This window comes from Rossellomorea yichunensis (assembly GCF_032337515.1).
In the GTDB taxonomy this organism is placed as follows: Bacteria; Bacillota; Bacilli; order Bacillales; family Bacillaceae_B; genus Rossellomorea; species Rossellomorea yichunensis.
This window is the reverse complement of the sequence record NZ_JAVYAD010000006.1, coordinates 211391-238061: the sequence shown is the minus strand read 5'-3', so window position 1 is coordinate 238061 and position 26671 is coordinate 211391. Positions and strand designations below refer to the sequence as shown.

The following is a 26671-nucleotide window of genomic DNA, read 5'->3' as shown; positions in this document are numbered from 1 at the left end:
CTAAAGCCAGGTAGGTTTAGATGCGACTTTTTTTGTCGACTACATGTGTAAATGAAGACGCTTCATTTTCTATACATACTCCTTCTCAACCAACAAATACTATTGGTTAATCACTGACATAAAGGAGCGCTCACCATGAATACACTAAAACGCCTCATCATCCTAACCATCCTCCTCTCCCTCCTGGCCTTCTCCTTCCCATCCACCTGCCTATTCGCAGCCCCAAATCCACCCAAGAAAAACGTCATCCTCATGATCATGGACGGCACCAACTCCGACATCGTCACGTTGTCACGTTGGTACCGAGGAACGGACCTTCATCTGGATAAGATTCTGGTCGGCGGCGCCCGGACATACTCAGCTCAATCAGCAATCACCGATTCCGCTGCAGCCGGGTCTGCCATGGCCACCGGTATGAAGACGAAAGCTGATTACATAGGAATGAACCCGGATGGACGTCCCGTTTTGACCATCCTCGAGGGTGCCAAGTTGGCCGGCTACAAAACCGGTATCGTAGCTACCTCACCTGTCCAGCATGCCACTCCGGCTGCATTCACTTCCCATGTCTTGAACCGTGATGAATTTGGAGATATCGGCGAACAACAGGTGTACCAGGGTCTCGACGTTCTCCTGGGTGGAGGTGCCGCCTGGCTGAAGCCAAAATCAAAAGACCACGTAAAAAACGATGATGGCATGCTTAAAACGAAACAAGTCAGTCGCGAAGATGGAGAAAATCTCGTTGAGGTCATCGGCTCAGAAGGCTATGATTTGGTTTTGAAGAGGGACGGACTTCTAAAAAGAAAAGGCTCATCTAAATTATGGGGTGCGTTTGCTGAAGAGGACATTGCCTATGAAATGGACAGGAAGTCTCTAAAGCCTGATGAACCTTCCCTTGCGGAGATGACTCGTGCAGCCATCCAGCGCCTTTCTCAAAGTGAGAAGGGGTTCTTCTTGATGGTTGAAGGCAGTAAGGTGGATTGGGCCGCTCATAAAAATGATCCTGTAGGAATGATCAGTGAGGTATTGAGCTTTGATGACGCAGTTGGAGAAGCTTTAAAGTTCGCGCGCGAGGACCGAAATACAATGGTGGTCGCCGTGACCGATCACGGGAATAGCGGGTTGACACTTGGGAATCAAGGTACAAACGGGGACTATAAAAATCAGCCAGTTGAAAAGTTTGTGGAGCCTTTACGTAAAGCTGAGCTTACGGTTAAAGGTGCCGTTTCCCAGCTTAAGGAGGATCGTTCAAATTTAAAAGAGGTCCTTTCAAACTATGGGTTAGGGAACTTGAGTAAAAAAGAATTCTGTACGATGGAGGATGCTTCTAAAAAAGCAGAGGATCTGGAGGATGAAATGGTGAAGCTGATGGCGAAGCGGGCCAATCTTGGTTTTACGACTCATGGACACACCGGTGAGGATGTCTTTTTATACGCGTATGGCCCTGGGAAGCCTGTAGGTCTTATAGAAAATACCGATATACCCAGAGTGATTTCTAAGTATCTAGGATTTTCATTATCATCAGGTGAATTTGCCTCCTGGTATGTGAATGGTGCGGAATTATATCGTGAAAGAGGTTTTGAGGTGAAGATCGAGGGACGGACCTCGAAAAATCCTGTGATGGTGGTGGAGCGTGGGGACGAAGAGCTGCGTTTTCCTGAAAATAAGGACTTTTATTGGAAAAATGGTGAAAAAGTGAGGCTGAAGAGTGTGAATGTGTACGATGGGAAGACTTTTTATGTGCATGTGGAGGGATGATGCGGGGATTGGAGAGGTTTTGAGTTAATTCTGGGGTTTTATTTTCAAATTCGGCCGATTTGTTTTCAATTTTGGCGTTTTATTTTCAAATTAAGGGGATTTATTTTCAAAAACGCACTTTTTATTTTCAAATCCACCTCCATCGACCTGTAACAAGCAACTTTTTGTAGGTTTTTTACTCATCTTCAAATTTTATTATCGAGATGCGACCTTATATTATCAACTTTGCTACTTTTATTATCGACTTTCTAAATATATTATCAACTTCACTCTCCCAAGCGTCCCAATCCCACTCTGCCTCCCAACAAAACCCAACAGTCACTACACAATTCGACAAACTCCTCCACCCTCACCTCACCCTCTTCCACCACTTCCCCCGCCACATGTTCCTTTTCCCCCTCCTTTTGCGTTATAATAAAAGAATGCGATTTTATAGATTGGAGAGGTTGGTTGATGTCGATTCGTATTCAGGAGTTGAAGGATAAGTTACTTCCCATGAGTCAGTCGATACAGGGTGAACTGGACCCGAATCAGGACGAGAGTAAGAATGTCGTTTCGAAGGGCCTTCTTTTGTTCCGTCAAAATCTGGTTTCGAACGTAAAGGTCCGGGATGAGGAAGTGACGGCAGAGGTGCAGGATGTCACGCCTGTCACGCTCGAGCTGAATTTTTCGTTTCCCCTTTTAAGCAAGTGCTCATGTCCTCAGGATAAATGGTGCCGGCATCAAATGGCGACCTTTTTTATGCTATATAACAAGGTTGGACGGGTCAGTGAGTGGATACAAAATTGGCGGAGTCAGTCTGCTCCACCTAGTCAGGAATCCCAGACACTGGATGATTTATTGAAGAAGCACAGCAGTACCGGTGCTCTAAAGAAAGCAAGCGATCTGTTAAACGAACGGAAAACGCGGGGGAACACGCCTGAGGAATGGTGGCAATTCTTTAACTCTATCCTCAAGCAGGAAGACTTGGAGTTACTTGAAAGACAGCCCTATTTGATGGATGTCCTCGTTCAAAATATAACAAAACGCTTCATGAAGGAAGCTCCATTCGAACGGGAATGGAAGCCTCTTTATCAGCTCTTTGCTACCTTCTATTTATCGATTCACATCGATCTTTATTTACAAAAGAGGAATGTAGAGCTGAGCCGCGAGCAGTACAGCATGTATGATTTTCTGTTAGGAGAAATGGAAGACGCGGTTGAAAAACTGTCGATACATGCCATGCCATTCAGCTTCGATCCGTACATTGCTTTTTTGAAAAAGCAGACGATTGAAATGAGTGATTCCACAGAAAATAGTACGATGATGAAAGCCGAAGTGTACCGCTTCCTGTGGTATTACTTGTTCAAACAGAAGTCGTGGCGCCGTGAAGAGGTTGCGCGTTTAGAAGAAAGCAGCGCACAGGACTCCACTTTTTACAACGTGGCCATCCTTCATCAATATTTACTCCTTGAAGATTTAAATAAGGCGAGTGAAGTGGTGGATGAACTGGGTACCGAGCTGGTCGCGTTCAGTGAATTCTGGCTGCGTAAATTTTTCGTAGGGAAGCGTTTCGAAGTCGGCTTCTTCCTGGTCCGCAATATATTATCCAGAATGCCGGAACACCTGGAAACCCTCGACTATTATGAAGCAACCCGATTCGTACGCTGGTTTGTGAGGATCCTGCCGATGGATTGGCTGATGGAAAAGGACAGCTCCCTTGTCAATGAACTCCTCCTTTCCATGCTTCCGTACAGCTTCTTCTCGTACAATGAGTATCTCATCAGTGCGAAGGCCTATCGTGAATGGGTCGAGCTGCAGAAATATATGAGCTATAGCATTCAGGAGATGGAAGGCATGGGCCTCCGGGACGTGACGAAGGAAGCACCTGAGCTTGCCCTTCCGATCTATTACGCCGGGGTGATGGATGCGATCGATCAGAAGAATCGGGACAGCTATAAGCTTGCGGTCCGCTATATGAAAAAGATCCGGACGATTTATAAAAAGACGAAGAAAACAGACAAATGGGATGTGTATCTCCCCTACATTTTAGATAAATACAAGCGATTACGTGCGTTCCAAGAAGAGTGCAGAAAGGGTAAGTTAATCGATGCTTAAACTGTCTTCCGTAAAAATCAACGTCAACACAACTGAATATGAAGACCGTTTCTTCATCACTGCGGAAAACGACGAAGGCAAACTTCTGCCTCCAAAAGAATGGAAGAGTCAGTTGTTTCTTTGGCATGAAGAGAGTTACTACGGGACACTCCTTGAGGATTCCGCAAACGGAATTACAGTGACTCAGTGGCAGCTTCTCACCTTGCTTGCCGGTGAGCATTTCAGCAGCATGATCCAATGGGACTGGGACGAAACCGGGCAAGCGTGTATTGCGATTGCCCCTGTGATCTACGAAGCTGTGGAAGCCGGTCGCTGGCTGCCCCGCTTCGAGGAATGGCAGGAAAAAGGGTTGCAGTTTCATATCCCCGTTGAAGTCTGGTCGAATTTCAATGATGAGTTCTGGGAGGAAGAGCTTCCTGATGGAGGTCCGTCCCTCAAAAATCTCACCGAAAATTGGTTTCAGGGTGCGTTGAATGAGGCGATGGCTTCGGGTGGATCGAGTGCGATGCAGAGGATTCAGAAGCTGAAGGAAAGTACGCTTACGTCTGAAGAGCTGGATGCGTATTTTGATGAGAAGCGTTGGAGTGAGTGGATTGCCGGTGAGGATGAAGAATTACCGTTTTCGATCGGTCTGAGGATTTCTGAACCGCTTGATGAGGATGAGTCATGGGAGCTTGAGACGATCTTAAGAGACCGCAAGAAAACGAATCGCGTCATTTCACTGGCTGAAGACACAGTCCCTCCTTCCTGGAAAAAGCATCTGCCTGATGTATCCGAAGAACAGGAACGGTGGATGAAGATGATGCCGATCCTCCGTGACGTGGATGGTTCCCTCCGTACAGCTCTTGGTGAGCACGATGCCTGGGATTTCCTATCCGTATTAAGTGAGAAGCTCATCGACTTGGACATTGAAATCCTCCTGCCATCCTGGTGGGAAGCGATGAAAGATGCTCAGGTCCTGGTAAAAGCCAAACTGAAAAACACGGATACAAGCTATCGTCCTTCATTCGTAGGATTGAATGCCATGCTTGATTTCGACTGGCGATTATCCATGAACGGCGTCAATCTGTCAGAGGATGACTTTAATCAGCTCGTCGATAATCAACGCCGCCTGGTGAAGATCCGCGGTCAATGGATGAAGCTTGATCCCGCTATGATTAGAAGGATTCAGCAAATGATGACGAAAGCGAAGCAGGAAGGGATTTCGATCCAGGATATGCTGGAACAGGAGCTTGTTCCCCGCGATTCCGGTGAATCGGAACTTGAGCCAGATGATGACGAGCATGATCCTTATAAATATGCCAAGATCCAGCTGGAACTCAATCGATCGATGAAAAAAATGATCCATCAGCTGACAAATGTGTCATCGATCCCTTTAACGGAAACACCTGACGCGTTTATCGGTGAGCTCCGTCCTTACCAGCAGCTGGGGATGAGCTGGATGCTCTTTTTACGAAAATTCAGCTTTGGCGCGTGTCTGGCTGATGACATGGGTCTTGGGAAAACGGTACAGCTGATTACCTACCTGCAACATGTAAAAGAAGCCGAGAAACCGGAAACACCTTCCCTGATCGTTGCCCCTACCTCCGTTCTCGGAAACTGGCAGCGGGAGTTGGAGAAATTTGCTCCGGACTTGAAGGTCCACCTTCATTATGGACCGACCCGGACGAAAGGCGAACAATTTGCCAAGGAGATCAAAGGCATAGATGTGGTCCTCACCTCTTACGGCTTGTCCCACATCGACTTTGAAGAATTATCTGAAGTCGTCTGGACATCGATTTCCCTTGATGAAGCACAAAATATCAAGAATGCCAATACGAAACAATCCCGGGCGATCCGTAAACTCAGTGGGAAGCATCATATTGCGTTGACCGGGACCCCGATGGAGAATCGGTTGTCCGAACTGTGGTCGATCTTTGATTTCCTTAATCACGGGTACCTTGGTGGATTCACGCAGTATCAGAAAAACTATATTGCTCCGATTGAAAAGGATGAATCTGAAGAAAAAGTCAAAGAGCTTCAGGCAAAAATCAAGCCGTTCTTATTGCGTCGGACGAAGAAAGATCCTGAAGTGGAATTGAATCTTCCTGAAAAACTGGAGCAGAAAGAATATTGTCACCTAACCACTGAGCAGGCGGCATTATATGAGCAGCTGGTGAAAGACACTCTCGCTAAAATTGAAACATTGAGCGGATTTGAGCGCAAAGGATTAATCCTGCAAATGCTCAACCAGCTGAAGCAGCTATGTAACCACCCTGCTCTCTACTTAAAGGAACCGGATCCTAAATCGATCCTGTCCCGTTCTGAAAAAATGCAGAAGCTTAAGGATATCGTGGAAACCGCCCTGGAATCCGGTGAAGCTTGCCTGATCTTCACTCAATATATTTCAATGGGCGAAATGATCCAGGAAGTGATGAAAGAAGAATTCAACGTCGATGTCCCATTCCTGAACGGAAGCATGGCCAAAGGAAAACGCGATGAACTCGTGGAGAAATTCCAGAATGGTAATTTCCCAGTATTTCTCTTGTCACTAAAAGCCGGCGGAACCGGATTGAACCTGACCGCAGCCAACCACGTCGTCCACTATGATCGCTGGTGGAACCCGGCAGTAGAAAACCAGGCAACGGACCGTGCTTATCGGATCGGACAACAGCGATTCGTTCATGTTCATAAACTGGTCTCTTCAGGTACCCTTGAGGAAAAAATCGACGCCATGCTGACGAAAAAGCAGGCATTGAACGATGAGATCATCCGAAGTGATCAATGGGTTACGGAATTGTCAGATAAGGATTTGGAGTCGTTGTTGGTGTTGGAGTAGTTGTATGTGACCTCTTTCCTTTTTGGGAAAGAGGTTTTTTTGTAGGTGTAGGATGAATTGAGCTGAGCTTGCATAAAAAAGGGGGCTTATAGAGTTATTTTAAAAGGGTTTGACAAAATAGGGTTAGGTTTGAATCGTTTTTACAAATATAATTGTATAAATGATTACCGTTTAATAAGCAGTTTCCTTCTGTTGTGCCACTTTCCACAAAACTCGTGCCAAAATGTGAACAACCGGAATCATCTTCCTCCTCCAGAAAAACTAATTAATCAAAAAAAACGCCGGCTCCCCAAAAGGGAAACCGACTCTATAAGAAGACAATAAGGGGAACAACTGCTTACTTTACTCACTGCTACACATGTATATTTCTAATGAGGTATGTTTGGGGCATGTTGCGGTGACCATTGGATTTTGAGACAGCTGCTTATAAGGTTGGTTGGATTGTTCGTATGGAAAGAATTCTGGGTGAGGTTGTTTTACTTATGACGAGGATTTCAAAACAGAATTGGGGTATTCGTACCCTTGCTCAAGGGCTGTCACCCGTTGAGATAAATAGAAATTTTCGACTTTTGCTCTTGCTACTTTTTTAATGAGGTCTTCTGTTAACTTCTCCATTCTGTCAATTCTTTGTTCAAGATCTTGCAGTGTGGCCACAACTCCATCTCCCTTTCGAAAAATATTAAAACGGTAATTCGATAGGCTCTTTCTTGCTTGGCTCAGGGGTTTCTGCGGTTTCCCGCCTGCTGTCCATAAATCGGACATTTTCAGCGACAACTTCGGTTACATACGTACGTTTTCCTTGATCATTGTCAAAATAACGGGTTTGGATTCGACCGGTGACGCCAATGACAGATCCTTTCCGGCAGTATTTCTCCGTGTTGTCTGCTGCCCTGTTCCATATGGTGCAGAGCACGAAGTCTGTATCAACTTGACCTTGTTGATTCTTATAGTGCCTGTTCACGGCAATCGTTGCGTTTAGTACTGATTTCCCTTCCAATGTTTTTCTTGTTTCAGGATCCTTGGTCAGCCTTCCAACGAGGGTCACTTGGTTGATCAATGAATTCTTTCCTCCTTTCTCTTAAGGTGTTTTCATCTTACAATCTTCTGTCGCATCTTGTAAAATCGTGGATTTCCGAAATTCGAGGCAAAAATGGCTTGAATTTCGGAAATTCGCCTAGGGAGAATTCCCGGTTTTCGATCAAAATCAGGGTCAAAATCACAAAATTGCATCTTTCGTCCTTTTTTTCATCGAGGAATTTGTTAGGGAAACAATTCCTACTATGATATAATTTTATAAAACCTTTAAATGGGAGATGTTCGTTCATGAAAACCTTTAAAGTTATTTCACTGCAAGTAGTGGAGAACGATGAACTGCGTGACTTTGAGATTGTGGACGGTCTGATTATTAATAAAGAAGATGGGCAAAGTACTTGGCTTGTCGAAACGTACTTGTCGAATGAATATATCGAGTTCTTTCAAGAGGCTCAGCAACGTAAGGAAGACTTGGAAATCCAGGTCGTGATTTCCCACAAGGCCAATGACCCGGCTGCTTTCATGACTACAATCCGTTGTATTAAAGAGATGGATGAGCATATCAGTATTATGTTTGAGGGGAAATTGAAAAAACAGAGGAATGAATATGCAGAATTACTCCTTGATGACTTGGTGCAAAAAGGGTATTCGGGCGAAGAACTAATCCGGGAGTTCCGTGAGAAAATGGTATCGAAGCCTAGGATTCCGGCAACGGCAAAACCGAGCGTTTAATTATGCGAAATTATGTAATATCCGTATGATTCATTATGATATAATTGTATTTAATATTGTGACTTCTTATATGAAGTTCTTAGGTAGGTGTTCCCTGTGATTGGAGAAAGAGTAAAGAAATACAGACAAGAAAAACGCATGTCCATGACAGAGCTTGCTGATAAAGCCGGTGTCGCAAAGTCTTACTTGAGTTCAATAGAGCGTAACCTTCAACAAAACCCTTCCATTCAATTTCTCGAAAAAGTTTCAGCTGCCTTAGGGATTCCGATGGATGCTCTTTTACACGATCAACCAGATGATCAAAATATCGATCATGAGTGGCTTAAGATTGCAGAAGAAGCCATGGATTCTGGAATTACCAAGGAGCAGTTCAGGGAATTCATTGAATTTAATAAGTGGAAATTAGGCAATAAATAAAGTCTTGCGAATCGATTCGCAAGACTTTATTTATATTAAATCACTTTGTACTCTGCTTTCACTTCCTGGGACTGATTTTGAAGAAATTCTCTGATTTCTGATTTAGAAATTCCGGCGTCTAAGGCTTGTTTAATTAGTTCCATCCATTCAAGATCAAGTTCACGATTTGTCAATATAAATACCCTCCCAAAATACATATATGTATTCCAGGCAATCCAGCCATCATAGTTCTCAAATAACCACACCTTCTTCATCTATTTTCTGTTCATTATATTCAAGATGATTATGAAGATATGCCTACTTTCCCACCTTAGATCTGTGACTTTGCGTCCTTATTTTTCAATAAGTTTGCCTTTATCTGACTTCCCTTCGAACTAATTCGATTATACTAATAAACCACCCGAGTTTTTGTTGTTTTTTGTCTATTCTGATTATTTTATTTACACTTTTTTCCTACACATTCAACTATAATCTGACATTTACAAAAATATAATTATGTTGGGATTAATAAATCGTGTAAGAGCATGTTGAGGTTTGTCGAAAAACTACGAATTCATGCTATTTTTATATGCTTCTAACTTCCTTCTAAGAGGAAGGACTTTCTTATTAATATTTTGGTAATTACTAGAATCATAGAATGGCTGATCGGTTATGTCAAATTTACAGGTGGGACAAACCCATTCACCTGTTTCAGTGCTGCTATAGGATGGTCTTGTACATCGTCTGCATATTTTTTTGTACATAAGGTCACCTCTTCATTCAGGTTATGTTTCTCTTTTATTTGATAAACGTTTATTTACATATATTATTGTCAATCCCACTGTAGTTAATATAAGACCTACTGTTAATAGCAGGTAAAGGTTGGTTGCTGTGTTAGGTAGCTTTGGGCCTTGTGATGCTACAGGTAATTGGGTATCATTTGTTCCTGGGTTCACCGGGGTCGGCTTAACATTACTTTCTGGTTGCTTTACCGGATCATCTGAATCCTCGGGAGTAGTGGATGTATTAGCAGCTGCTACAATGATCATTTCAAAATATGCTGATGTTTGCTGAAACTCATTCCCTAATTCATATGGCATTTCAACCTGGAAAAATAGACTGTCAGTTACACCTTTTTTTAATGGCTTTGGTTTAAACCCAGTGAAATTTTTTAGTTTATCATCAAAGATTAATATGGATTTATCACCTTCATACACCTTCAAATCCAATTCGTTAAATAATTTCCTGTCAGATTGTTTATTGTCAACGCGAATCGAGTAGTTAAAATCTTTCTCCCCGCCATTTTTAACCCTCAATTCCCTCTCTGCCCAATCACCCGGCTTCATATTTGAAATATTAAATAAGAACTTTTCGTTAGGTATTAATATGATGTCTACTTCATTTGCATACGTTTTATGATTCATTATTCCAGAGATAAAAAATAGGATTAATAATATTACGGCAATTCTCTTTTGATTCATTCATTTCATCTCCTAGAATCAGCGATTTGTTCTTTTTAAAGAACACCTTAACTAATTATAAGATTTTACTTATGAAAAGAAAATCTTCAAAAATATTGAAATACCCGTCAAACAACGTGGATATCGATACTTTCCTCTTTATCCCTTTAAAATTCACTTTATTTCGTACTTTATAAAATAACAATTGTTCTATATAATGAATTAAATGAATTGTGAAGGAGTTATCGACATGGTAGGTGATAAGATTAAAGATCTTCGTGAACAAAAAGGGTTAACCATAAACGAGCTTTCTCATCATTCAAATGTTTCTAAATCATATATAAGTTCTATTGAAAGAGGAATTCAAAAGAATCCCTCCATTAAGATTCTTAAAAAAATCGCTCTTACTTTAGATACTTCTCTAGAGAATATTCTTTCGTCTGATAAGAATAAAGTTTTTTTAGATGAGGAGTGGGTTGAACCACTTGAGAAGGCCATTCACCAGGGCTTAACAAAAGAGGAATTTCACGATTTTCTTTCTTTTTTTCAGTATAAAAGGAGGAAGTATCATGAGTAGGAAGGTTTTTCTGATTTTAGGGATTTTCATTTTATCAAGTGGACTATCGTTTATCCTATATTCATTCCTTCAGATGAAAAGTAACGAAGAAGCCGAAAATGAAGCTCTCGTAAAAGCAAAAGCAAGTATTATGGAAAATTCTTCAGTACATAAGAGTTCAGAACCAATTAGTTCCTCTCATACCTCAATCGATTACCATTTTGAGAAAGGGGATGTCATTGGGGTTTTACAGATTCCAAGACTGGAAAGAGATGTAGCAATTATTGAAGGAACAGATGGGGAGGAACTTAAGAAAGGGGTAGGACATTATTCATCAACGTCACTACCGGAACAAAAGGATCAAATTTTTTTGGCCGGGCACAGGGATACGGTATTTAGAAACATTGGTGAACTCCAGCATGGAGATATCCTTTCCATCGTTATGCCAACCGGAACTTACTCCTATGAAATTTTTAAAACTTATATTGTAGATGAAAATGACACGTCGGTTATTCGGGCAACACGTCCTGAGGAAATTCTGACTCTTTCTACTTGCTACCCTTTTACTATTCTTGGTCCCTCAACCGAACGATATATTATTGAGGCTAAAAGAATTGAGTAAAATGTTAACCTTTGGTGTGGAGATTATGTTTCATTTTTGTCTTCTAATATCTCAATAATGGAACCGGTTAGAAATTTCATCTTACATCATCTCTATTTTTGGGGTGATGTGATTCAAAAAATAAAACAGAGACAACACTTAGCTGCCTCTGCCTTTTGAAGTGATTACTCGTCCTTCTTATCCTGATCCTGCATATCCATATCATCTTCTACAGCGTCTTCTTCAGGTGTGTTATTATCCTTCGCTGCATCTTTGTCGCCTTGCTCGTTTTGGTCCTCTGTTTCAGGGAGATTTTCTTCACCCATGTCCCCGTTATCTTCGTTCATGCCATCATCTTCCGGCACTTCTTCTTCTGTTGGTGCCTCGTCTTCCGGAGGTGGCTCCTGATTTGCGTTACATCCTACAAGAAGCATGGCAGCAAGTGCTGATCCACCAAGAATTGAAAGTAATTTTTTGCTCATGATGTATTACTCCTTTCTAACGTGTATGTTAGTTAATGTAAGACCGTTACTCTGGTCTTTCGTTAGCATTCCCTGAAAATAAATTTACTTGCATTTTGAGTAAAATTTTTTGGGTTAATTTGAATTTAAGCATGCGAAGGGTTGAATCAAAAAACTGGGCATGAAGTGAACGAATCACAACAAGCCCAGTTTGCACATTTTTTATTGTTTATCTCCTAAAGCGAACATCATTTCTAATTCGCATGCAACCTCACCATCAACCGTCGCTACGCCTTTTCCTTTACCGATCGGTCCTTTAAAACGGATCATTTCGACTTCAAGTCTCAGCTGGTCTCCCGGCTTTACTTGACGCTTGAAACGACACTTATCAATGCCAGTGAAGAAAGCTAGACGTCCACGGTTATCTTCCACTTTCAGCATGGCAACAGCACCCACCTGAGCAAGCGCCTCCACAATCAACACACCAGGCATAACAGGATAATCAGGGAAATGCCCATTGAAAAACTCCTCATTCGCCGTCACATTCTTAATCCCAACCGCTTTCTTGCCTTCTTCCACCTCAAGGATCCGATCCACCAGCAAAAATGGATAACGATGGGGAATAATCTCTTTAATCTCATTAATATCAAGCATTCATAATTCCTCCTACCAATATGTATGTACACCTTATTGTACAGAAACCGGGCGTGTAATAGCAACAGGAGAGGACGCCTGGAGAGGGACGGACCTCAAAAACAGACTAACTTTAAAAACTAAATCCCGTTATATCAAGGTTCCTTGTTCAATATGAGCGTAAAATTGAGGTCCGTCCCTCTACTTTGTCGACAATTGAAAAAGAGGGACGGACTTCGAATACAAAGCTCCATCCTCAACGAACCCCCGATATACCAGGATTCTTTGCCAAAAGCTAAATATTTCGAGGTCCGTCCCTCAAGAAGTTATCAAGAAGTTATTTCTTCATTACGATATCGATGATATGCTGCCAGGTTTCTGCTTTGAAGACGTCGGCTGCTTTGCCGTCTCCGATGCCTGCGAAGCCAATGATGGCACCTAGTACGAGACTTCCTGCAAGAAGGAGGATGAACAGAAGGATTCTGAGCCAGATTGGCAGCATGCGGACACGTACCCAGCGAGCAGGCTTGGTTTCGTCCTTTTGCTTGGCTTTTTTTTCTGTTTTTACTGATTCTCTTGTCATTTTTTCTTCTTGTAGTAGCTCTTTTTCACTCATAGCATTTAACTCCTTTTAGCGTATCCCATTTACAAGGCCCATCATTTGATCTGCAAGGGAGATCGAGCGGGCCTGAAATTGATATGATCGTTGGACATTCAGCATGTCCGTCATTTCTTTGCTGATATCAACGTTCGAGGACTCTAATGAATTCTGAACCATTGAAATATCAGAGCGTGCTCCTCCAACGATATTCGTTACGACCTCTTCTTCCGTAACCCCGAGTTCGTTAAGGTTCTCTGCAAAACCTAACAGATTGCCGCCAAACTGCTGTAGAAATTGAGACTTTTCAACCGTGACAATCCCCAGGTTGAATTGCTCTTCTACGCCGCCTGCACCCGCAACCGTCAGGATTCCATTATCCCCTAACTGGAAAGAAGACGCGTCTTCTGAAAAAGTAATATAGTTATCGTTCTCATCCAGGACCGGTAATCCGCTTCCGTTCACGAGCATCGCTTCCCCATTCCCGGTTGGACTGACAAAGAATGCTCCGTCTCTCGTATAGCGAACGGCACTTGAATTGTCATCTTGAGCAAGGACTTTAAAGAACTGCCCCCCACTGGTTAAAGCAAAATCAAGCGAGCGACCCGTTGATTTCAAAGAACCCTGATTCAGGATCAGTTGAGATTGTGAAAGCTTTGCACCACTGCCTTCCCTTACTCCAAGAGGGGTAAGTCTGCCTGTTTCAAACTCTTCCACACGCTGATTGTTCACCTGTTGCACAAGTAACTCTGAGAATGTCGCTTCCCGGCGCTTGTATCCATTTGTATCTGCGTTCGACAGATTATGACCAATCATGTCCATTTGTTTCTGCAATTGACCTAATGTGTTGGTTGCTGTAATCATTGTTCGATTCATGACGTGTTCCCCCCTATTATAAGGTATTGAGTGACGAAATTCATTTACAATCTTTAACTATCAGTTGACACGGCCGATTTCGTTAGCTGCTTTTTCCATACTTCGATCATACGCCTGGAGGACTTTCTGATTCGCTTCAAAGGCTCTGTACGCAGATAACATATCCGTCATTGTTCGGGATGCATCGACATTCGACCTTTCAAGGAATCCCTGCTTGGTGGTAAAAGAAACATCGGCTTCTTCATAGGCATCAGGTAGAGGCACATTTCCTTCTGTTGCAAATAGCCCATCTCCCTGTTTCACAAGTCGGTTCGGATTTTCTGAATAGCCTACACCCAAAGTAGCCACAACGTTATCATCGACTAGAATCTGACCCTTCTCCCCAACAGCGAACTGATCACTGTCTAATTGAATACGCTCGCCATTTTCATCCAAAATATAAAAACCGCTGTTTGTCGTGAGAAATCCGTTTCCGTTCACAGTCAGGTTTCCGTTTCGTGTATAGCGGGGATTTCCGTCTGCACCTTCAACCGCCAGAAACACCGATCCCTTCGATCCCGTTTCTTCATTAGCCGGCATCGACACGTCCAGGAGTGCAATGTCCAGGCTTCTTCCAGTCTCCTGCAGATCCCCCTGTAAAAAGGAAGGGATTGTTTCCTGCATATACACGCCCGTATTGAGGGCTCCCACTTTTTGATTGTATGGAAGGGATAATTTGTTCTCTGTCGGAATCGACGTAGAATCCATCCGCTCCATGAGCATTTCCGGAAATGCCCGCATCGATGCCTGGTCCGCTTTATAACCCGGTGTATTCGCATTCGACATATTATTCGTCAGCATTTCAGTCTTTCGCTGCTGGGAAAGCATTCCCGATGCTACTGTATAAAATCCGCGAAACATATTTTCACCTCATAACTTTGCCGTTTTTATATCGGATGAATGGTGCAATATTTTATAAAAAATTATATAATGCTTCTTCTTGAAATTTTATCGATATTCTCTAGCATCAACCCTGTTCCAATCGCTACGCAATCCATCGGGTTTTCAGCAATAAGGACCGGTACTTTCAGTTCTTCTGCAAGAAGGGTATCCATTCCGTGAAGAAGCGCTCCCCCTCCAGTTAAGATAACACCGCGGTCAATGATGTCCGCTGATAATTCCGGTGGAGTCTTTTCAAGAACATTCTTAGCAGCTTGTACGATCACTGCCACTGATTCACGAAGGGCTCCTTCGATTTCCGTTGATGTTACGGTAATTGTGCGTGGCAGACCGGACACCATGTCGCGGCCACGGATGCTCATTTCTTTTCGGTCTTCATCTAATGTTTCTGAGAATACCGTCCCGATGTTCACCTTGATATCTTCCGCTGTACGCTCTCCGATGAGAAGCTTGTACTCTTTTTTAATATAGTTCAGGATTTCGTGATCAAACTTATCTCCGGCCATCTTGATGGACTGACTCGTTACGATGTCACCCATGGAAAGGACCGCAACATCAGTCGTTCCTCCACCGATGTCCACGACCATGTTTCCGGTTGGGTTGAAAATATCCATTCCTGCACCGATCGCAGCGACTTTAGGCTCTTCTTCTAAATAAATTTTCTTCCCACCGCTCTTTTCAGCCGCTTCTCTGATCGCTTTTTGCTCGACACTTGTGATGTTCGTTGGGCAGCATATCAAGATTCTTGGCTTGGAAAGAAACCCTTTAACATTCAATTTATTTATAAAATGCTTCAGCATCGCTTCTGTTACATCAAAGTCAGCAATGACCCCGTCTTTTAACGGACGAGTCGCCACAATGTTTCCAGGAGTACGCCCAACCATGCGGCGCGCTTCCTCTCCAACCGCTAATACCTTACCTGTATTCTTGTCCAAAGCCACAACCGATGGCTCATTCAAGACAATCCCTTTTCCTTTAACATGAATTAAAACATTAGCCGTACCAAGGTCAATCCCAATATCTTTCGCGAACATCTTGTGTTTCTCCCTTCTTCTTTTACAAATTCATCATCATATTTCATCTATGGTTTCATCTTAATGTCATTACGTAAAAACGTTAAGTCAAAACTTTCACCTAATTAATTATTTTACCATAAATATGTCGAAGGTAGATATTTTTTGTCAAAAAAATGTATTGAGTTTGTTATTTAATTGGAAAAGTATAGGGAGATTGGAGGAGGATGTTACAGGAGTGTTAAGGTTTGGTGAAGTTGAGTGGGATGGGGTGGTTTTTACCTGCTACAAGTGAGCGTTTTGTTTACCTGTTAAAATACCGTATTTATTAGACTGTTGAACTTCAGAGGATTTTTAACAGGTAAATTCCAATCAATATTTAACTGTTAAAAAAAGACGTAAATTCAACAGGCAAAACCGCTTCATATACCAACATAAAACAAAAACACACCAAGCATGACCCATCTTTCTGGGGCTTGGCGTATTTTGGTTAGCTGTGGAGCTCTTCTTTTTTGTATTTTTGCTTCGTCGCTTCTCCACCTCGTAGATGCCGGATAGATTTATGATAATCAAGTATTATTTTGACTTCATTTGCGAGTTCTGGATTAATTTCTGGCAGTCGTTCTGTTAGATCTTTATGGACAGTACTTTTGGACACGCCAAACTCCTTCGCAATTACACGAACAGTTTTTTTCGTCTCCACGATATACTTACCAATCTTGATTGTTCTCTCTTTGATGTAATCGTGCACACCACTCGACCTCCCTAAATTGGATGTGAGAAGTGTGAAATGAGACTCGCATTCGCATCAATGAAATAGTATAGACCGCATGCACACATAGACCCATGCGCAAGCGGCAGAAAGCCTTATTTAAAGCACGGCAGCTTTCTGATGTTACAACATATAAACAAATATTCAGCTAATGATCAATGATATAACGACGATTCCTCACCTCAAACACTCTCTATTTTGATAGGTTTGTATCATTTTATTAGCTTGTGCCCACATATATGCACAAAAAACACAATAAGGACAAGGTTTGAGGTTAATTTTCTGAAAAATCACTCTTAGGGACGGACCTTCACTTGGTTTCCGGAGGGAAATCGTCCACGGGAATATATCCGATATGTATCACCTTTCACCCACTACCCCGGCTGACCCGAACCAACTCCCCCCAGGTTTCCACCTTCCGATCTCTTAACAGCTCCAATAGTTCCACAAACAAATAAGCCGTCATAAGGGCATCGTTCAACGCCCGATGTCTCGGGTACAACCTGGTCCCGAATAACTGGGCATATCGCTCAAGATCTCTCATATCGTAAGAGGGCGAAAGATATCCGATTAGATTAAGCGTATCCAGGCTCGGTGCCATCTGTAGATGAAGTCCGGCTCGCTTCAGTTCACTCTTCAACACGAGTTCATCAAAGCTTACATAGTGACCAACCAGACTATTCACGGTATTCCCTTCTAAAAAAGCGAAGAAATCATGGATGGCATCCCCTGCTTCCGGAGCTTGTTCGACATCCTTTGACTGAATTCCCGTCAGCTGGATTATTTCCTGAGAAATGAGTCGATGAGGATTGGAAAATGTCTGAAATGTGATGTTTTCCTTTACTTCATACCCTTCCACTATAACCGCTCCGATTTCCAGCATCCGGTCTTCCGCTCCGACGCGGAATCCTGTCGTCTCTGTATCGAAGACAACAAACTTCAGGTCTTTGATTTTACTGTTTAAGGGGACTGAATCATAGTGCAGCGGACATTCGATCTTTTTCTTTGAAAAAATGAAGATCTACACATCCCTTCTATGTTAATGAGTAATGAGAAAGCATCATATGTTGAAATTCACGAATCGTTTTCACACTCTTATATAGATTTTCTTTTTTACGGGTAGAGAGTGAGGAGAGGTGTATCGTATCTCCCTTACCCATCCGCTTTAACTCTAAATAGAGCTTCATGAATTCCTCGAATGCTCCGGATAATTCTTCTGCAAATTCCGACGAAATTGACCGTTTTTCTTTCAAAAAGTCCAGCTTCTCTCTTGTTGATCCCGAGGTGTTTCCATGAGCAGCGTTCAAGATCTGTAAGGCATGATGAAAAGGAAACAGAATGTCTTTCTTAATGGACACTATTTTTAGGTCCATTCCTAATATTGATCGGATGGAGGAGTGCAGGACAGGAACCTGCTTGGAATTTTCAACTTGAGCCAGCCGTACCAACAATATTTTCGCACTGCGCAGCTGATCTTTTATGGCTTCTTCAAATGCTGAATGAAGTGCTTCATCCCCAAATAAAAAACGGTAAGATAAGAAGTTTTGCACTTTCAATAGTGTTTCTTCTGACGAATGGAGAGACCATTCCCTCAATCTTTCCTGCCAGGAATCCATACTTCCTGTCCAAGATCTCTGATTCGCCATCATTCCTCCGTCACAAAGACTTAGTCCTGCCTTTTCCAATGCAACGACGACCCTTTCAGCAAAGTCATAGAAATAGTCCACCGCTTCTTCACTATGTCTTTCATAAACCAGGAAATGATCTTGGTCGGTGAGCATATACTGCTCTTTCCTTCCTGCTGAGCCCATGACATAAAAAGCATACGAACAAGGGCTTTCACGTCCTTCCTGATGCAATTCCTCCTCAACCTGCCTTAAGATTCGCTGATATATACGATCGAATAGCCCCGACATGAAATCGAGTATGTGAAACACAGGAGCTTGTGCTTTCCAAAGGCTCGCAAGCATCGACTCTGCCATAGGTTTAACCTTTTCCAGGGGAAAATCCTTGTTCTCCAATTTCCTTGCACTCGTCAGGGCACCTATATGATTCGCTTTCATTACATCGTGGAGGGTGATGATGCCGACGATAGGTCCGTCCCTCTCCTTACCCCCGACAACGGGCAGGTGTTTGATGGAGTGATCGATCATGACTGCGAGGGCTTCATACAGGTAGGCGTAACGGGTGATGACGGTTGGGTTGGGGGTCATGGCCATGTTTATGGGTTTGGTGAGAGGGACGGACCTTGCAAGACATCTGGAGACGAGGTCTCTTTCTGTCAGGATTCCTGTGATGCGATTGTTTTCCAGAATGATGACCGAGCTGACCCGATTTTCTCCCATGGCTCTAGCTGCCTCCCCCAGGGAATCATCACTGCTGACAGTTACAACTGAATTCGTCATGGCATCACTCACCCGCTTCAGAATCGTTGTCCGCTCTTCAAGCCCGTGCGCCACTCCCACTTGATGGGACAAGGAATAATAAACATCCTGAAGTCGTTTCGATGTTTCCTCCAATAAAAAATTCTTCAAATAAGGTTCATTCCAATAGTTTTGCAAACTAGTATACGGAACGAGACAGAGCAGGCAATCTTCTTTCGCCTTGACCTCAACCGAGGAATACACACTATCCTCCACATCTGTATTCAGTACAGAATACAGACTCGATAAGCCGACGATCCCATCCCTCGAAATCATTTCGAGAATCTCTTCTTTTTCCTTTGTCACAACAACTTCTACTTCCCCCTCTACAACAAGATAGAGTCCCAGACGATGTTCAAAGCTTTTAAGAATGGTAGAGTGCTTTCCCACCTCAAGCCGCTTACACTCAGTAAAAAGAGAAAGAGCCGTACTCCGCTCCATCCCCTTGAAGAAGGGATGAAGGAGTACAGCTTCTTGAAATGATTGGTCAGGCCTTGAAGTCGACATCGTCGTTCACCCAAACTTCTCCGTCTTTGAAGGTCATTTGTTCCGGGTAACGGAGATCCATTACCTCTTCTTGAATCTTTTGAGAAGGTGCTTTCGTCATCAGTGACACGACAATGTTGGCAATAGTGGCTGCCGCTGCGCCAAACACTCCTGCCCCCGTATCAATGATGCCAAATAGGGTAACTCCCGATCTTGCCAGGAAGATATACGTAAGGGTCACCCCTAACCCTACGAGCATCCCTGCGATTACCCCTTGGGCATTGGACCGTTTCCACCATACTCCGAGTAAGAGGGCCGGGAAGAACGTTCCTGACGCCAGTGCGAAGGCCCAGGCGACGATTTGAGTGATAACGCCTGGAGGATTGAGTGCCACGATCCCGGCGAGCACAGTCGCGATGACGATCGACCAACGGGCAACCGCCAGACGATTCTTCTCTGTTGCGTTCGGTTTGAATACACGGTAGTAAATATCATGAGCAAAGGAAGACGATATTGCGATCATCAGTCCGCCTGCTGTCGATAACGCCGCTGCCATGGCACCAGCCGCAACGAGACCAATAACAAATACGCCTAAATTCGCAATTTCCGGTGTTGCCATTACCACGATATCATTGGAGATGATGATTTCCTTCCACTGGAGGATTCCATCTCCATTTGCGTCTGCGACCTGTAATTTACCTGTATCCACCCATGATTTCGTCCAGGAAGGTAAGTCACTGATTTGGCTGCCCGCTACCTTTGTCATTAAAATAAAGCGGGAGAACGCTGCGTATGCAGGTGCTGATAAATAGAGAAGTCCGATGAAAAGAAGGGCCCATGCTCCTGACCAGCGAGCCGCTTTCATTGTAGAAACCGTATAGAATCGAACGATGACGTGTGGAAGTCCCGCGGTCCCTGCCATCAACGTAAACATGAGAGCCATGAACTGCCACTTCGTACCGTTTGTAAAAGGAGCGAAGTATTCCGAGACCCCAAGCTCACGATCGAGCTCCCCGATTTTCCCTACCAGTTCCCCATAGGAAATCCAAGGTGCGGGGTTTCCGGTAATTTGTAAGGACATAAATATAACAGGAATTAAATAAGCGATAATAAGAACGACATACTGAGCTACCTGCGTCCACGTGATCCCCTTCATCCCCCCGAAGGCTGCGTAGAAGGCGATGAGGACGACCCCGATCATCGTACCGACTTTGGCATCGATTTCGAATAAACGCCCGATTACGACTCCTGAACCCGATAGCTGACCGATGCTATACGTGAAACTGATAATGATCGTACAGATCGCGGCAATGACGCGGGCCGTGTGGCTGTTGTAACGATCCCCGATGAATTCCGGTACTGTATAGCGTCCATATTTCCTGAGCTGTGGGGCAAGTAAGAAGGTCAACAGCAAATATCCCCCCGTCCACCCCATTATGTAGGCAAGTCCATCATACCCGAGGATCATGACGGTACCAGCCAGTCCAATGAATGATGCCGCGCTCATCCAATCGGCCCCGATGGCCATCCCATTAAAGATTGGCGGTACACCACGGCCTGCTACATAAAAGTCCGATGTCGCTTTCGCTTTGTTATAAACAGCAATTCCGATATATAACGCAAACGTCAACAGAATAATCGACGTTGATACTAAAAACTGAGTATCCATTTATCGTTTCCCCCTGCTATGCTCTATATTTGGTTGAAGCCGTTTAATGATCGAGTGTTTTTCCGTAACTGATCTGTTCATTTTTACTTTCATCTATTCCATACTTTTTATCGATTCCATCGCTCACCTTCGCATTTACGTATAGTAAGATGATGAAAATGACAATCGACCCCTGGGCACCCATAAAGTAGTGAAACGGAAAGCCATTGAGGGTGATTGTTGACAGGCTTTCAGCAAACAGCACGACCCCAAAGGAAGAGACGAGCCAAATCACTAAATACATTCCCATATAACGGTTTTTTTCCTTAAAATACTGATCCGCTTTTGCTCTATCGATCTTCTTCATTTATGTAACCCCTTTTCAAGCTCATTATTTTAAACTGAAAATAAATTTCACGGTCTCAAAAAACGGAATCGGGACCATGGCGATTTGAAAAATAAAGTAAATGAATAAAGACAAGAATGGAATGGTTAAGAAGAAAGCCCGTTTCTTTCTCAGCGCAAGAAAAATGCTTCCCCCTGTTATGAGTAAAATCGCGATGAAGTAAAGCAACGTTTCACCTCCTGATTTTGTAAGCGTCTCCTTAATCACACGACCTCCCACTAGTAAAGATTTAATTTTCTGAAATTTTATTCATGCCCTCATTATCTTTTTTGAAAAAAGCCTGGTCAATAAAGAAAAAACGACAAATCTGCACTTGATCTTTCCCTATATAAATAAATCATTTTACTACAATAAAGATATTGAAATAAGTAATTACATTAGTAGAATGGAATGGCTTGGAAATGCTTTACCAGTAAAATAATTCCTTTGTCGAATTTCCGAGGAAATTTTTATATGGATGAGGCGACAAAGGGAATATATCTGAAAACAAAAAAACTGACCGGAATTCACCGGTCAGTCTTTCTTCATCTATATGATTATTCTTCGTCTTTTACGTCAGAGCCATTACCGGCTGCGTCGTCTTTTTGATCAGCATTTTCTTGTTTCGGCTTTTGCTCAGCTTCCGGTTTTTCTTCAGCTGCATCGTCAGCACCGTTTTCTTCTGTTGCTTTATCTTCTGTTGCTTTGTCTTCAGTTGCTTTGTCTTCGCTAGCTTGATCTTCAGCTGCGTTTTCCTGTGCAGCTTCAGCATCGGGCTGTTCACCTGAAACCTTCTTGTCTTCTAATTGCGCTTCTTGAAGTGTTGCAAGGGACTTATTGAAGTACTCCAGTGGATTCACTGCTACATTTGCTTTACGAATTTCAAAGTGTACGTGAACACCAGCTTCTTCATTGAATAAGCTCTTACCTGCTTTAGCGATAGCTTGTCCTTGATCTACTACATCTCCAACCGCGACTTCAAAGTCTTTGACTGATTGATAACGAGTAACGATTCCTTTGCTGTGCTCGATTTCAATCGTGTTTCCGAGTAGGGAATCTTCTTGAACCTTTGTGACTGTACCGCTCATGGCAGCCAGAACATCGAATTCTTTTCCATCTTTAGAGATGTCGACTCCTTGGTTCGGATAATACATGTTACCATAAACGACTAGGGCAGCTTCCTGTTCTTCCGCTGATGCTTCAGTATCGTAGAATTGTTTTTCGATGACTGTGTCTTCAGGGCTTGCAACAGGCATTACAAAGTTTTCCAATGAACGATTGACTTCTTCTGCAGGCTGGTTGAACTCATTATCAGTAGGAACTCCATCATAGCTGTAATCCTTGGCTTTCTCGTTTACATCATTTCCTGCCTGGTACCACAGAATCCCCGTGATAATGATTGCTGCACTTGCTAAATAGATTGCTGGGTATGCCCAACGTCTTTTCAAAAAGTTTTGAGAAGGTTGTTTCTTTTCTTCCTCTCTCATTTTCATCACCTCAGCAATCATTCTGAACAGAATTCAGAAAATATATACACATTCGCAAAAAAATTTTTTAATTCTTATCTTTCGACAAAGGGATGGAAAATATGTATGATTTTAAAAATAAGATGAAATATTTCTTTTTATTATGCGTTTTTCGTATTTTAACAGAAGCAGTAGTAGTTGATTTTCTACTACAGGACGCTCGCTTTCCGCGGGGCGGGCGCCTTTCGCTCCACTCAACTTACTGAGATTCTTTTTTTACAAAATAATTTAAAACAACAACCTTAAGAATAGCGCAGGTCCTGCAATTCTAGATTGTTAACGAAAATACTATCCTGCATGATACAATATAAAAAAATAGAAAGGACGAGCTGCATATGAAGAAGTTACTTACATATGTGCTGACAGCTGCGCCTTTTCTCTATATGATTCTTATCTGGATTATGTCGAGTAATCCGGATGATGCCGTCATTCGTTTTCCTGATAATCAGTTGGATCGTTTTATTAAAGAATCTCTTCATTTAATCGAATTCGGTATTTTATATGGATTATTTGTGGTCGCTCTGTTGGCACATGGAAAGCTTCGATTCACTTTGAATTTTACCGTTGCGTTAATTGCGGTCTTTTATGGGTTTGTAGATGAAATTCATCAATCCTTTGTTCCGTATCGGTCGGCAACGATGATTGATGCTGCCAAGGATCTGATCGGGGTCACTGTCCTTTTCTGGATTGTGAACCGGACATATTTTAAAAAGCCTGATCATGCTTTAACGAGAAAGATGAAGAAGTTTGAAGCCTATTTAAAAAAGGATTGAGTCTGGTCACCTTGACCTTATAGACTCAATCCTTTTTATTATCTTTGTGCTGTCACTTTCTGCAGGAGTTTATCTGACTCTGTTATTTTGACGTCTTTATAGTAATGCGTGACGATGTCTTGATAATCCTTGCCTTCCTTCGCCATTCCGTTTGCTCCGTATTGGCTCATACCGACTCCGTGGCCATATCCTTTTGTAGCGATGACGATATGATCATCCTTCAGGTACCAAGTGAAGTCTGAGGATCTCAGTTCTAACTTTTCTCTTATATCACGGCCGGAGAATCCTTTGCCGTTTATTTCAACACTCGCTACCCTTTTGCCTTCTGTTCTTGATGTGATCGTTCCTACCGAGCCATCCTTTGGCAGGGTTACGCCCAGTTTCTGCTCAAACTCTTTGATCGGGATAACCTTTTGATCTTCGTATTTGGGTGACGCAGAGTCCCAAGGGCTTTCGACACTTCTTAAATATGGATATTCATTCGGCCAATAAGCCTCTGAGTTTTCTGTGTAACCATTACTCGTTGAGAAGAAGGCTGCCGTAATGGGCTTACCATCATAGGTCAGCACCTGCCCCATCGTTTCAAGCACCGCTTCGGATATTTTCTTGACCTTCCAGTCATAGTCGGCACCCCAGAGGCCAGCAAGCTCCTTCTGGTTCTTATAAACCTGATGAGAGACGGTATCTGTCACATCGGCACCCTTCGGAACAGTGGAGTCCTCAAGTAAAAGCTGATTCACAATATACGTCCTTGCTGCAAGTGCTTGAGCTTTTAACGCTTCCTTTTCAAAATCTGCAGGCATTTCACCAGCTACTACCCCTACTACATACTGCTCCAAAGGAAGTTTCTCGATCAGGTCCTGGTTGGAGCGATAGACTGCTACCTCAACCGAGTTCTCCAGCTTTTCAACGGTTGGCGTATCTTTTAGCTTTTCGTCTAAGTTTGCCGTTTCCTTTTCTGATGAAAATGGGAGCACGAGAAGAGTAGGTACAATAAAAATGATGCTGATAAAGATTGAGAAGATGATCAGTACTGGTTTCAAATGCTTCATGTTCGCGGCCTCCAATGAAAGATTAAATAGGAGAATGTCCTAGCACACTTCTCCACTCTCTTTCATATGTATGGTAGTGGACAAGCAATTATGAATCTTTTAAGAGTGATTTTAACGAGGGAAGTTGTTTGGGATTGGTGAACTTGGAAAGAATCCAGCCGAAATCAACAATAATCCAGACAATTCACTTATTTTACCAAAACAATCTGAGTTACAGCTAGCTCCCACACCCAGCCAGACTCTCAATCCAAACAAAAAAGGCAAGCTCTTCTATAAAAGAAAAGCTCACCTTCCTATCTAATGCTTACGCATCTTTAATCATGTCTTGCTCGGAAACAGGTGTTTCCTCCACTTCTTTCACACGCTCGATATCGGCACCAAGGCCTGCAAGCTTCTGATGGAAGTTCACATATCCACGATCTAAATGCTTAAGTTCTGTTACTCGAGTGTAACCATCTGCTACCAAACCTGCGATCGAAAGAGCTGCTGCTGCACGTAGGTCCGTTGCAGCCACTTCTGCTCCTTGAAGAGGCGTTGGTCCGTTCATGATTACAGAGCGGCCTTCAATCTTAATGTCTGCTCCCATACGACGGAATTCTTCAGCATGCATGAAACGATTTTCGAAAACTGTTTCAGTGATGACGCTTGTGCCGTCAGCTGCTAGAAGTAATGCCATCATTTGAGATTGCATATCTGTTGGGAAACCAGGATGAGGCATTGTCTTGATATCGACAGATTTTAATTTCTCCGGTCCAATGACACGAAGACCTTCTTCTTCATCGATAATTGTAACGCCCATTTCTTCCATCTTGGCAACCAATGATGATAAATGTTCTGGAATCGCACCTTTTACCAGGACATCACCTTGAGTGATGGCAGCAGCCACCATGAAAGTTCCCGCTTCGATACGGTCTGGGATGATGCTGTGCTCGACACCGTATAGACGGTCTACACCTTCGATACGGATCGTTCCAGTACCTGCACCTACTACGCTTCCTCCCATTTTGTTAAGGAAGTTGGCTAAGTCGACGATTTCAGGCTCTTTTGCGACGTTTTCAAGGATTGTTGTTCCTTCTGCAAGGACTGCAGCCATCATGATGTTTTCTGTGGCCCCAACGCTTGGGAAGTCCAGATAAACCTTGGCACCTTTCAGTCTTCCGTCTACTTCAGCTTCGATGAAACCATTTCCTACCTTCACTTTTGCTCCCATTGCTTCGAAGCCTTTTAAGTGTTGGTCAATCGGTCTTGATCCAATCGCACATCCACCAGGAAGTGCAACACGTGCTTTACCTGTACGTCCAAGTAATGATCCCATTACAAGAACGGATGCACGCATTTTTCGAACATATTCGAACGGTGCTTCCACAAACAACTCTCTTGATGCATTCACGATGACTTCACCATGGTTAAACTCTACATCTGTATTTAAATGACGTAATACTTCATTAATCGTATATACATCGGAGAGTGGTGGTACGTTTTTAATGACACTTTTTCCTTCACTTGCTAATAATGTAGCAGCGATGACTGGTAAAACGGCATTCTTTGCTCCTTCAACTTGCACTGTACCGCTTAAACGCTGACCGCCGCGGACGATAATTTTTTCCAAGAGTATTCCCCTCCGCGTCCAATTTCTCTA

Annotated in this window: 27 protein-coding genes and 1 riboswitch; of the genes, 8 read left to right on the top strand and 19 right to left on the bottom strand. The window is 43.1% G+C overall.

Annotation, left to right across the window (positions count from 1 at the left end; genetic code table 11):
* The first annotated feature begins 135 nt into the window (after nucleotides 1-135).
* From RSX31_RS17470 to RSX31_RS17460, 3 genes are all read left to right on the top strand, one after another.
* Nucleotides 136-1755 (top strand): alkaline phosphatase, encoded by a 1620-nt coding sequence (locus RSX31_RS17470; RefSeq protein ID WP_315635360.1) that lies wholly within the window; start codon nucleotides 136-138, stop codon nucleotides 1753-1755.
* A 453-nt stretch (nucleotides 1756-2208) separates the two neighbouring features.
* On the top strand, nucleotides 2209-3852 hold the full coding sequence (locus RSX31_RS17465) for an SWIM zinc finger family protein (protein ID WP_315635358.1): 1644 nt from the start codon (nucleotides 2209-2211) through the stop codon (nucleotides 3850-3852).
* Nucleotides 3845-6670 carry a DEAD/DEAH box helicase gene (locus tag RSX31_RS17460; RefSeq protein ID WP_315635357.1) on the top strand — a complete coding sequence of 942 codons (2826 nt, stop codon included), beginning with the start codon at nucleotides 3845-3847 and terminating at the stop codon, nucleotides 6668-6670. Before RSX31_RS17465 ends, RSX31_RS17460 begins: the two co-directional genes overlap by 8 nt.
* A 480-nt stretch (nucleotides 6671-7150) precedes the next feature.
* Here RSX31_RS17460 and RSX31_RS17455 read toward each other — a convergent pair whose 3' ends face one another.
* Entirely contained in the window at nucleotides 7151-7324 is a 174-nt protein-coding gene (locus RSX31_RS17455; protein ID WP_315635356.1) for a hypothetical protein, read from the bottom strand.
* A gap of 25 nt (nucleotides 7325-7349) precedes the next feature.
* The gene (locus RSX31_RS17450; RefSeq protein ID WP_148996359.1) at nucleotides 7350-7727 is read right to left on the bottom strand and encodes a single-stranded DNA-binding protein; all 378 of its coding nucleotides are present in this window, start codon (nucleotides 7725-7727) and stop codon (nucleotides 7350-7352) included.
* Between the two features lie 266 nt (nucleotides 7728-7993).
* Here RSX31_RS17450 and RSX31_RS17445 point away from each other — a divergent pair, with 266 nt between their 5' ends.
* Both RSX31_RS17445 and RSX31_RS17440 read left to right on the top strand, forming a co-directional pair.
* Nucleotides 7994-8434: a YwpF-like family protein gene (locus tag RSX31_RS17445; protein WP_148996358.1), complete on the top strand. Its 441-nt coding sequence runs from the start codon at nucleotides 7994-7996 to the stop codon at nucleotides 8432-8434.
* 96 nt (nucleotides 8435-8530) lie between these two features.
* Nucleotides 8531-8851, top strand: coding sequence for a helix-turn-helix domain-containing protein (locus RSX31_RS17440; protein WP_148971166.1), 321 nt, complete (start codon nucleotides 8531-8533; stop codon nucleotides 8849-8851).
* A 35-nt stretch (nucleotides 8852-8886) separates the two neighbouring features.
* Here the strand turns inward: RSX31_RS17440 and RSX31_RS17435 are convergent, their stop codons facing one another.
* Both RSX31_RS17435 and RSX31_RS17430 read right to left on the bottom strand, forming a co-directional pair.
* Nucleotides 8887-9024 (bottom strand): anti-repressor SinI family protein, encoded by a 138-nt coding sequence (locus RSX31_RS17435; protein ID WP_262372011.1) that lies wholly within the window; start codon nucleotides 9022-9024, stop codon nucleotides 8887-8889.
* A gap of 33 nt (nucleotides 9025-9057) precedes the next feature.
* Nucleotides 9058-9214: riboswitch (cyclic di-GMP riboswitch) on the bottom strand.
* Between the two features lie 401 nt (nucleotides 9215-9615).
* Nucleotides 9616-10311, bottom strand: coding sequence for an LPXTG cell wall anchor domain-containing protein (locus tag RSX31_RS17430; RefSeq protein WP_315635354.1), 696 nt, complete (start codon nucleotides 10309-10311; stop codon nucleotides 9616-9618).
* Nucleotides 10312-10540: 229 nt separating this feature from the next.
* Between RSX31_RS17430 and RSX31_RS17425 the strand changes: the two genes are divergently transcribed.
* On the top strand, nucleotides 10541-10867 hold the full coding sequence (locus tag RSX31_RS17425) for a helix-turn-helix domain-containing protein (protein WP_315635352.1): 327 nt from the start codon (nucleotides 10541-10543) through the stop codon (nucleotides 10865-10867).
* A complete protein-coding gene (locus tag RSX31_RS17420; RefSeq protein WP_148996355.1) occupies nucleotides 10860-11468 on the top strand; it encodes a class D sortase in 609 nt (202 codons plus the stop codon). Before RSX31_RS17425 ends, RSX31_RS17420 begins: the two co-directional genes overlap by 8 nt.
* Nucleotides 11469-11632: 164 nt before the next feature.
* Here the strand turns inward: RSX31_RS17420 and RSX31_RS17415 are convergent, their stop codons facing one another.
* The 13 genes from RSX31_RS17415 to RSX31_RS17355 all read right to left on the bottom strand — a co-directional run bounded on the left by RSX31_RS17415 (nucleotide 11633) and on the right by RSX31_RS17355 (nucleotide 23168).
* Complete coding sequence (locus tag RSX31_RS17415; protein ID WP_148996354.1) at nucleotides 11633-11929, bottom strand: hypothetical protein; 297 nt, start codon at nucleotides 11927-11929, stop codon at nucleotides 11633-11635.
* Between the two features lie 201 nt (nucleotides 11930-12130).
* Entirely contained in the window at nucleotides 12131-12562 is a 432-nt protein-coding gene (gene fabZ, locus RSX31_RS17410) for a 3-hydroxyacyl-ACP dehydratase FabZ (RefSeq protein WP_034765205.1), read from the bottom strand.
* 316 nt (nucleotides 12563-12878) lie between these two features.
* Nucleotides 12879-13157, bottom strand: a complete 279-nt coding sequence (locus RSX31_RS17405) for a DNA-directed RNA polymerase subunit beta (protein WP_148996353.1) — start codon at nucleotides 13155-13157, stop codon at nucleotides 12879-12881.
* 15 nt (nucleotides 13158-13172) lie between these two features.
* The gene (locus tag RSX31_RS17400) at nucleotides 13173-14015 is read right to left on the bottom strand and encodes a flagellar hook-basal body protein (RefSeq protein WP_148996352.1); all 843 of its coding nucleotides are present in this window, start codon (nucleotides 14013-14015) and stop codon (nucleotides 13173-13175) included.
* 60 nt (nucleotides 14016-14075) lie between these two features.
* The gene (locus RSX31_RS17395) at nucleotides 14076-14915 is read right to left on the bottom strand and encodes a flagellar hook-basal body protein (protein ID WP_315635346.1); all 840 of its coding nucleotides are present in this window, start codon (nucleotides 14913-14915) and stop codon (nucleotides 14076-14078) included.
* Nucleotides 14916-14977: 62 nt separating this feature from the next.
* Complete coding sequence (gene mreB, locus RSX31_RS17390) at nucleotides 14978-15988, bottom strand: rod shape-determining protein (protein ID WP_113969218.1); 1011 nt, start codon at nucleotides 15986-15988, stop codon at nucleotides 14978-14980.
* 469 nt (nucleotides 15989-16457) lie between these two features.
* A complete protein-coding gene (gene spoIIID / locus RSX31_RS17385; RefSeq protein ID WP_064091916.1) occupies nucleotides 16458-16718 on the bottom strand; it encodes a sporulation transcriptional regulator SpoIIID in 261 nt (86 codons plus the stop codon).
* Nucleotides 16719-17106: 388 nt separating this feature from the next.
* Nucleotides 17107-17724, bottom strand: coding sequence for a 3'-5' exonuclease (locus RSX31_RS17380; RefSeq protein WP_315635606.1), 618 nt, complete (start codon nucleotides 17722-17724; stop codon nucleotides 17107-17109).
* Between the two features lie 49 nt (nucleotides 17725-17773).
* Nucleotides 17774-19669: a DUF294 nucleotidyltransferase-like domain-containing protein gene (locus RSX31_RS17375; RefSeq protein ID WP_315635342.1), complete on the bottom strand. Its 1896-nt coding sequence runs from the start codon at nucleotides 19667-19669 to the stop codon at nucleotides 17774-17776.
* Nucleotides 19650-21317 carry a sodium:solute symporter family protein gene (locus RSX31_RS17370; protein ID WP_148971178.1) on the bottom strand — a complete coding sequence of 556 codons (1668 nt, stop codon included), beginning with the start codon at nucleotides 21315-21317 and terminating at the stop codon, nucleotides 19650-19652. The genes RSX31_RS17375 and RSX31_RS17370 overlap by 20 nt, the downstream gene beginning before the upstream one ends.
* A gap of 43 nt (nucleotides 21318-21360) precedes the next feature.
* Nucleotides 21361-21663: a DUF4212 domain-containing protein gene (locus RSX31_RS17365; protein ID WP_148996348.1), complete on the bottom strand. Its 303-nt coding sequence runs from the start codon at nucleotides 21661-21663 to the stop codon at nucleotides 21361-21363.
* Nucleotides 21664-21687: 24 nt separating this feature from the next.
* Nucleotides 21688-21870, bottom strand: coding sequence for a hypothetical protein (locus tag RSX31_RS17360; protein ID WP_148971215.1), 183 nt, complete (start codon nucleotides 21868-21870; stop codon nucleotides 21688-21690).
* Between the two features lie 368 nt (nucleotides 21871-22238).
* On the bottom strand, nucleotides 22239-23168 hold the full coding sequence (locus RSX31_RS17355) for a M23 family metallopeptidase (RefSeq protein ID WP_148996347.1): 930 nt from the start codon (nucleotides 23166-23168) through the stop codon (nucleotides 22239-22241).
* Nucleotides 23169-23542: 374 nt separating this feature from the next.
* Between RSX31_RS17355 and RSX31_RS17350 the strand changes: the two genes are divergently transcribed.
* The gene (locus RSX31_RS17350) at nucleotides 23543-23980 is read left to right on the top strand and encodes a VanZ family protein (protein ID WP_148996346.1); all 438 of its coding nucleotides are present in this window, start codon (nucleotides 23543-23545) and stop codon (nucleotides 23978-23980) included.
* Between the two features lie 38 nt (nucleotides 23981-24018).
* On the opposite strand, the gene spoIID is transcribed toward RSX31_RS17350, so the two are convergent.
* Nucleotides 24019-25032, bottom strand: coding sequence for a stage II sporulation protein D (spoIID, locus tag RSX31_RS17345; protein ID WP_315635339.1), 1014 nt, complete (start codon nucleotides 25030-25032; stop codon nucleotides 24019-24021).
* A 304-nt stretch (nucleotides 25033-25336) separates the two neighbouring features.
* The gene (gene murA / locus RSX31_RS17340) at nucleotides 25337-26641 is read right to left on the bottom strand and encodes a UDP-N-acetylglucosamine 1-carboxyvinyltransferase (RefSeq protein ID WP_113969226.1); all 1305 of its coding nucleotides are present in this window, start codon (nucleotides 26639-26641) and stop codon (nucleotides 25337-25339) included.
* Nucleotides 26642-26671 lie beyond the last annotated feature (30 nt).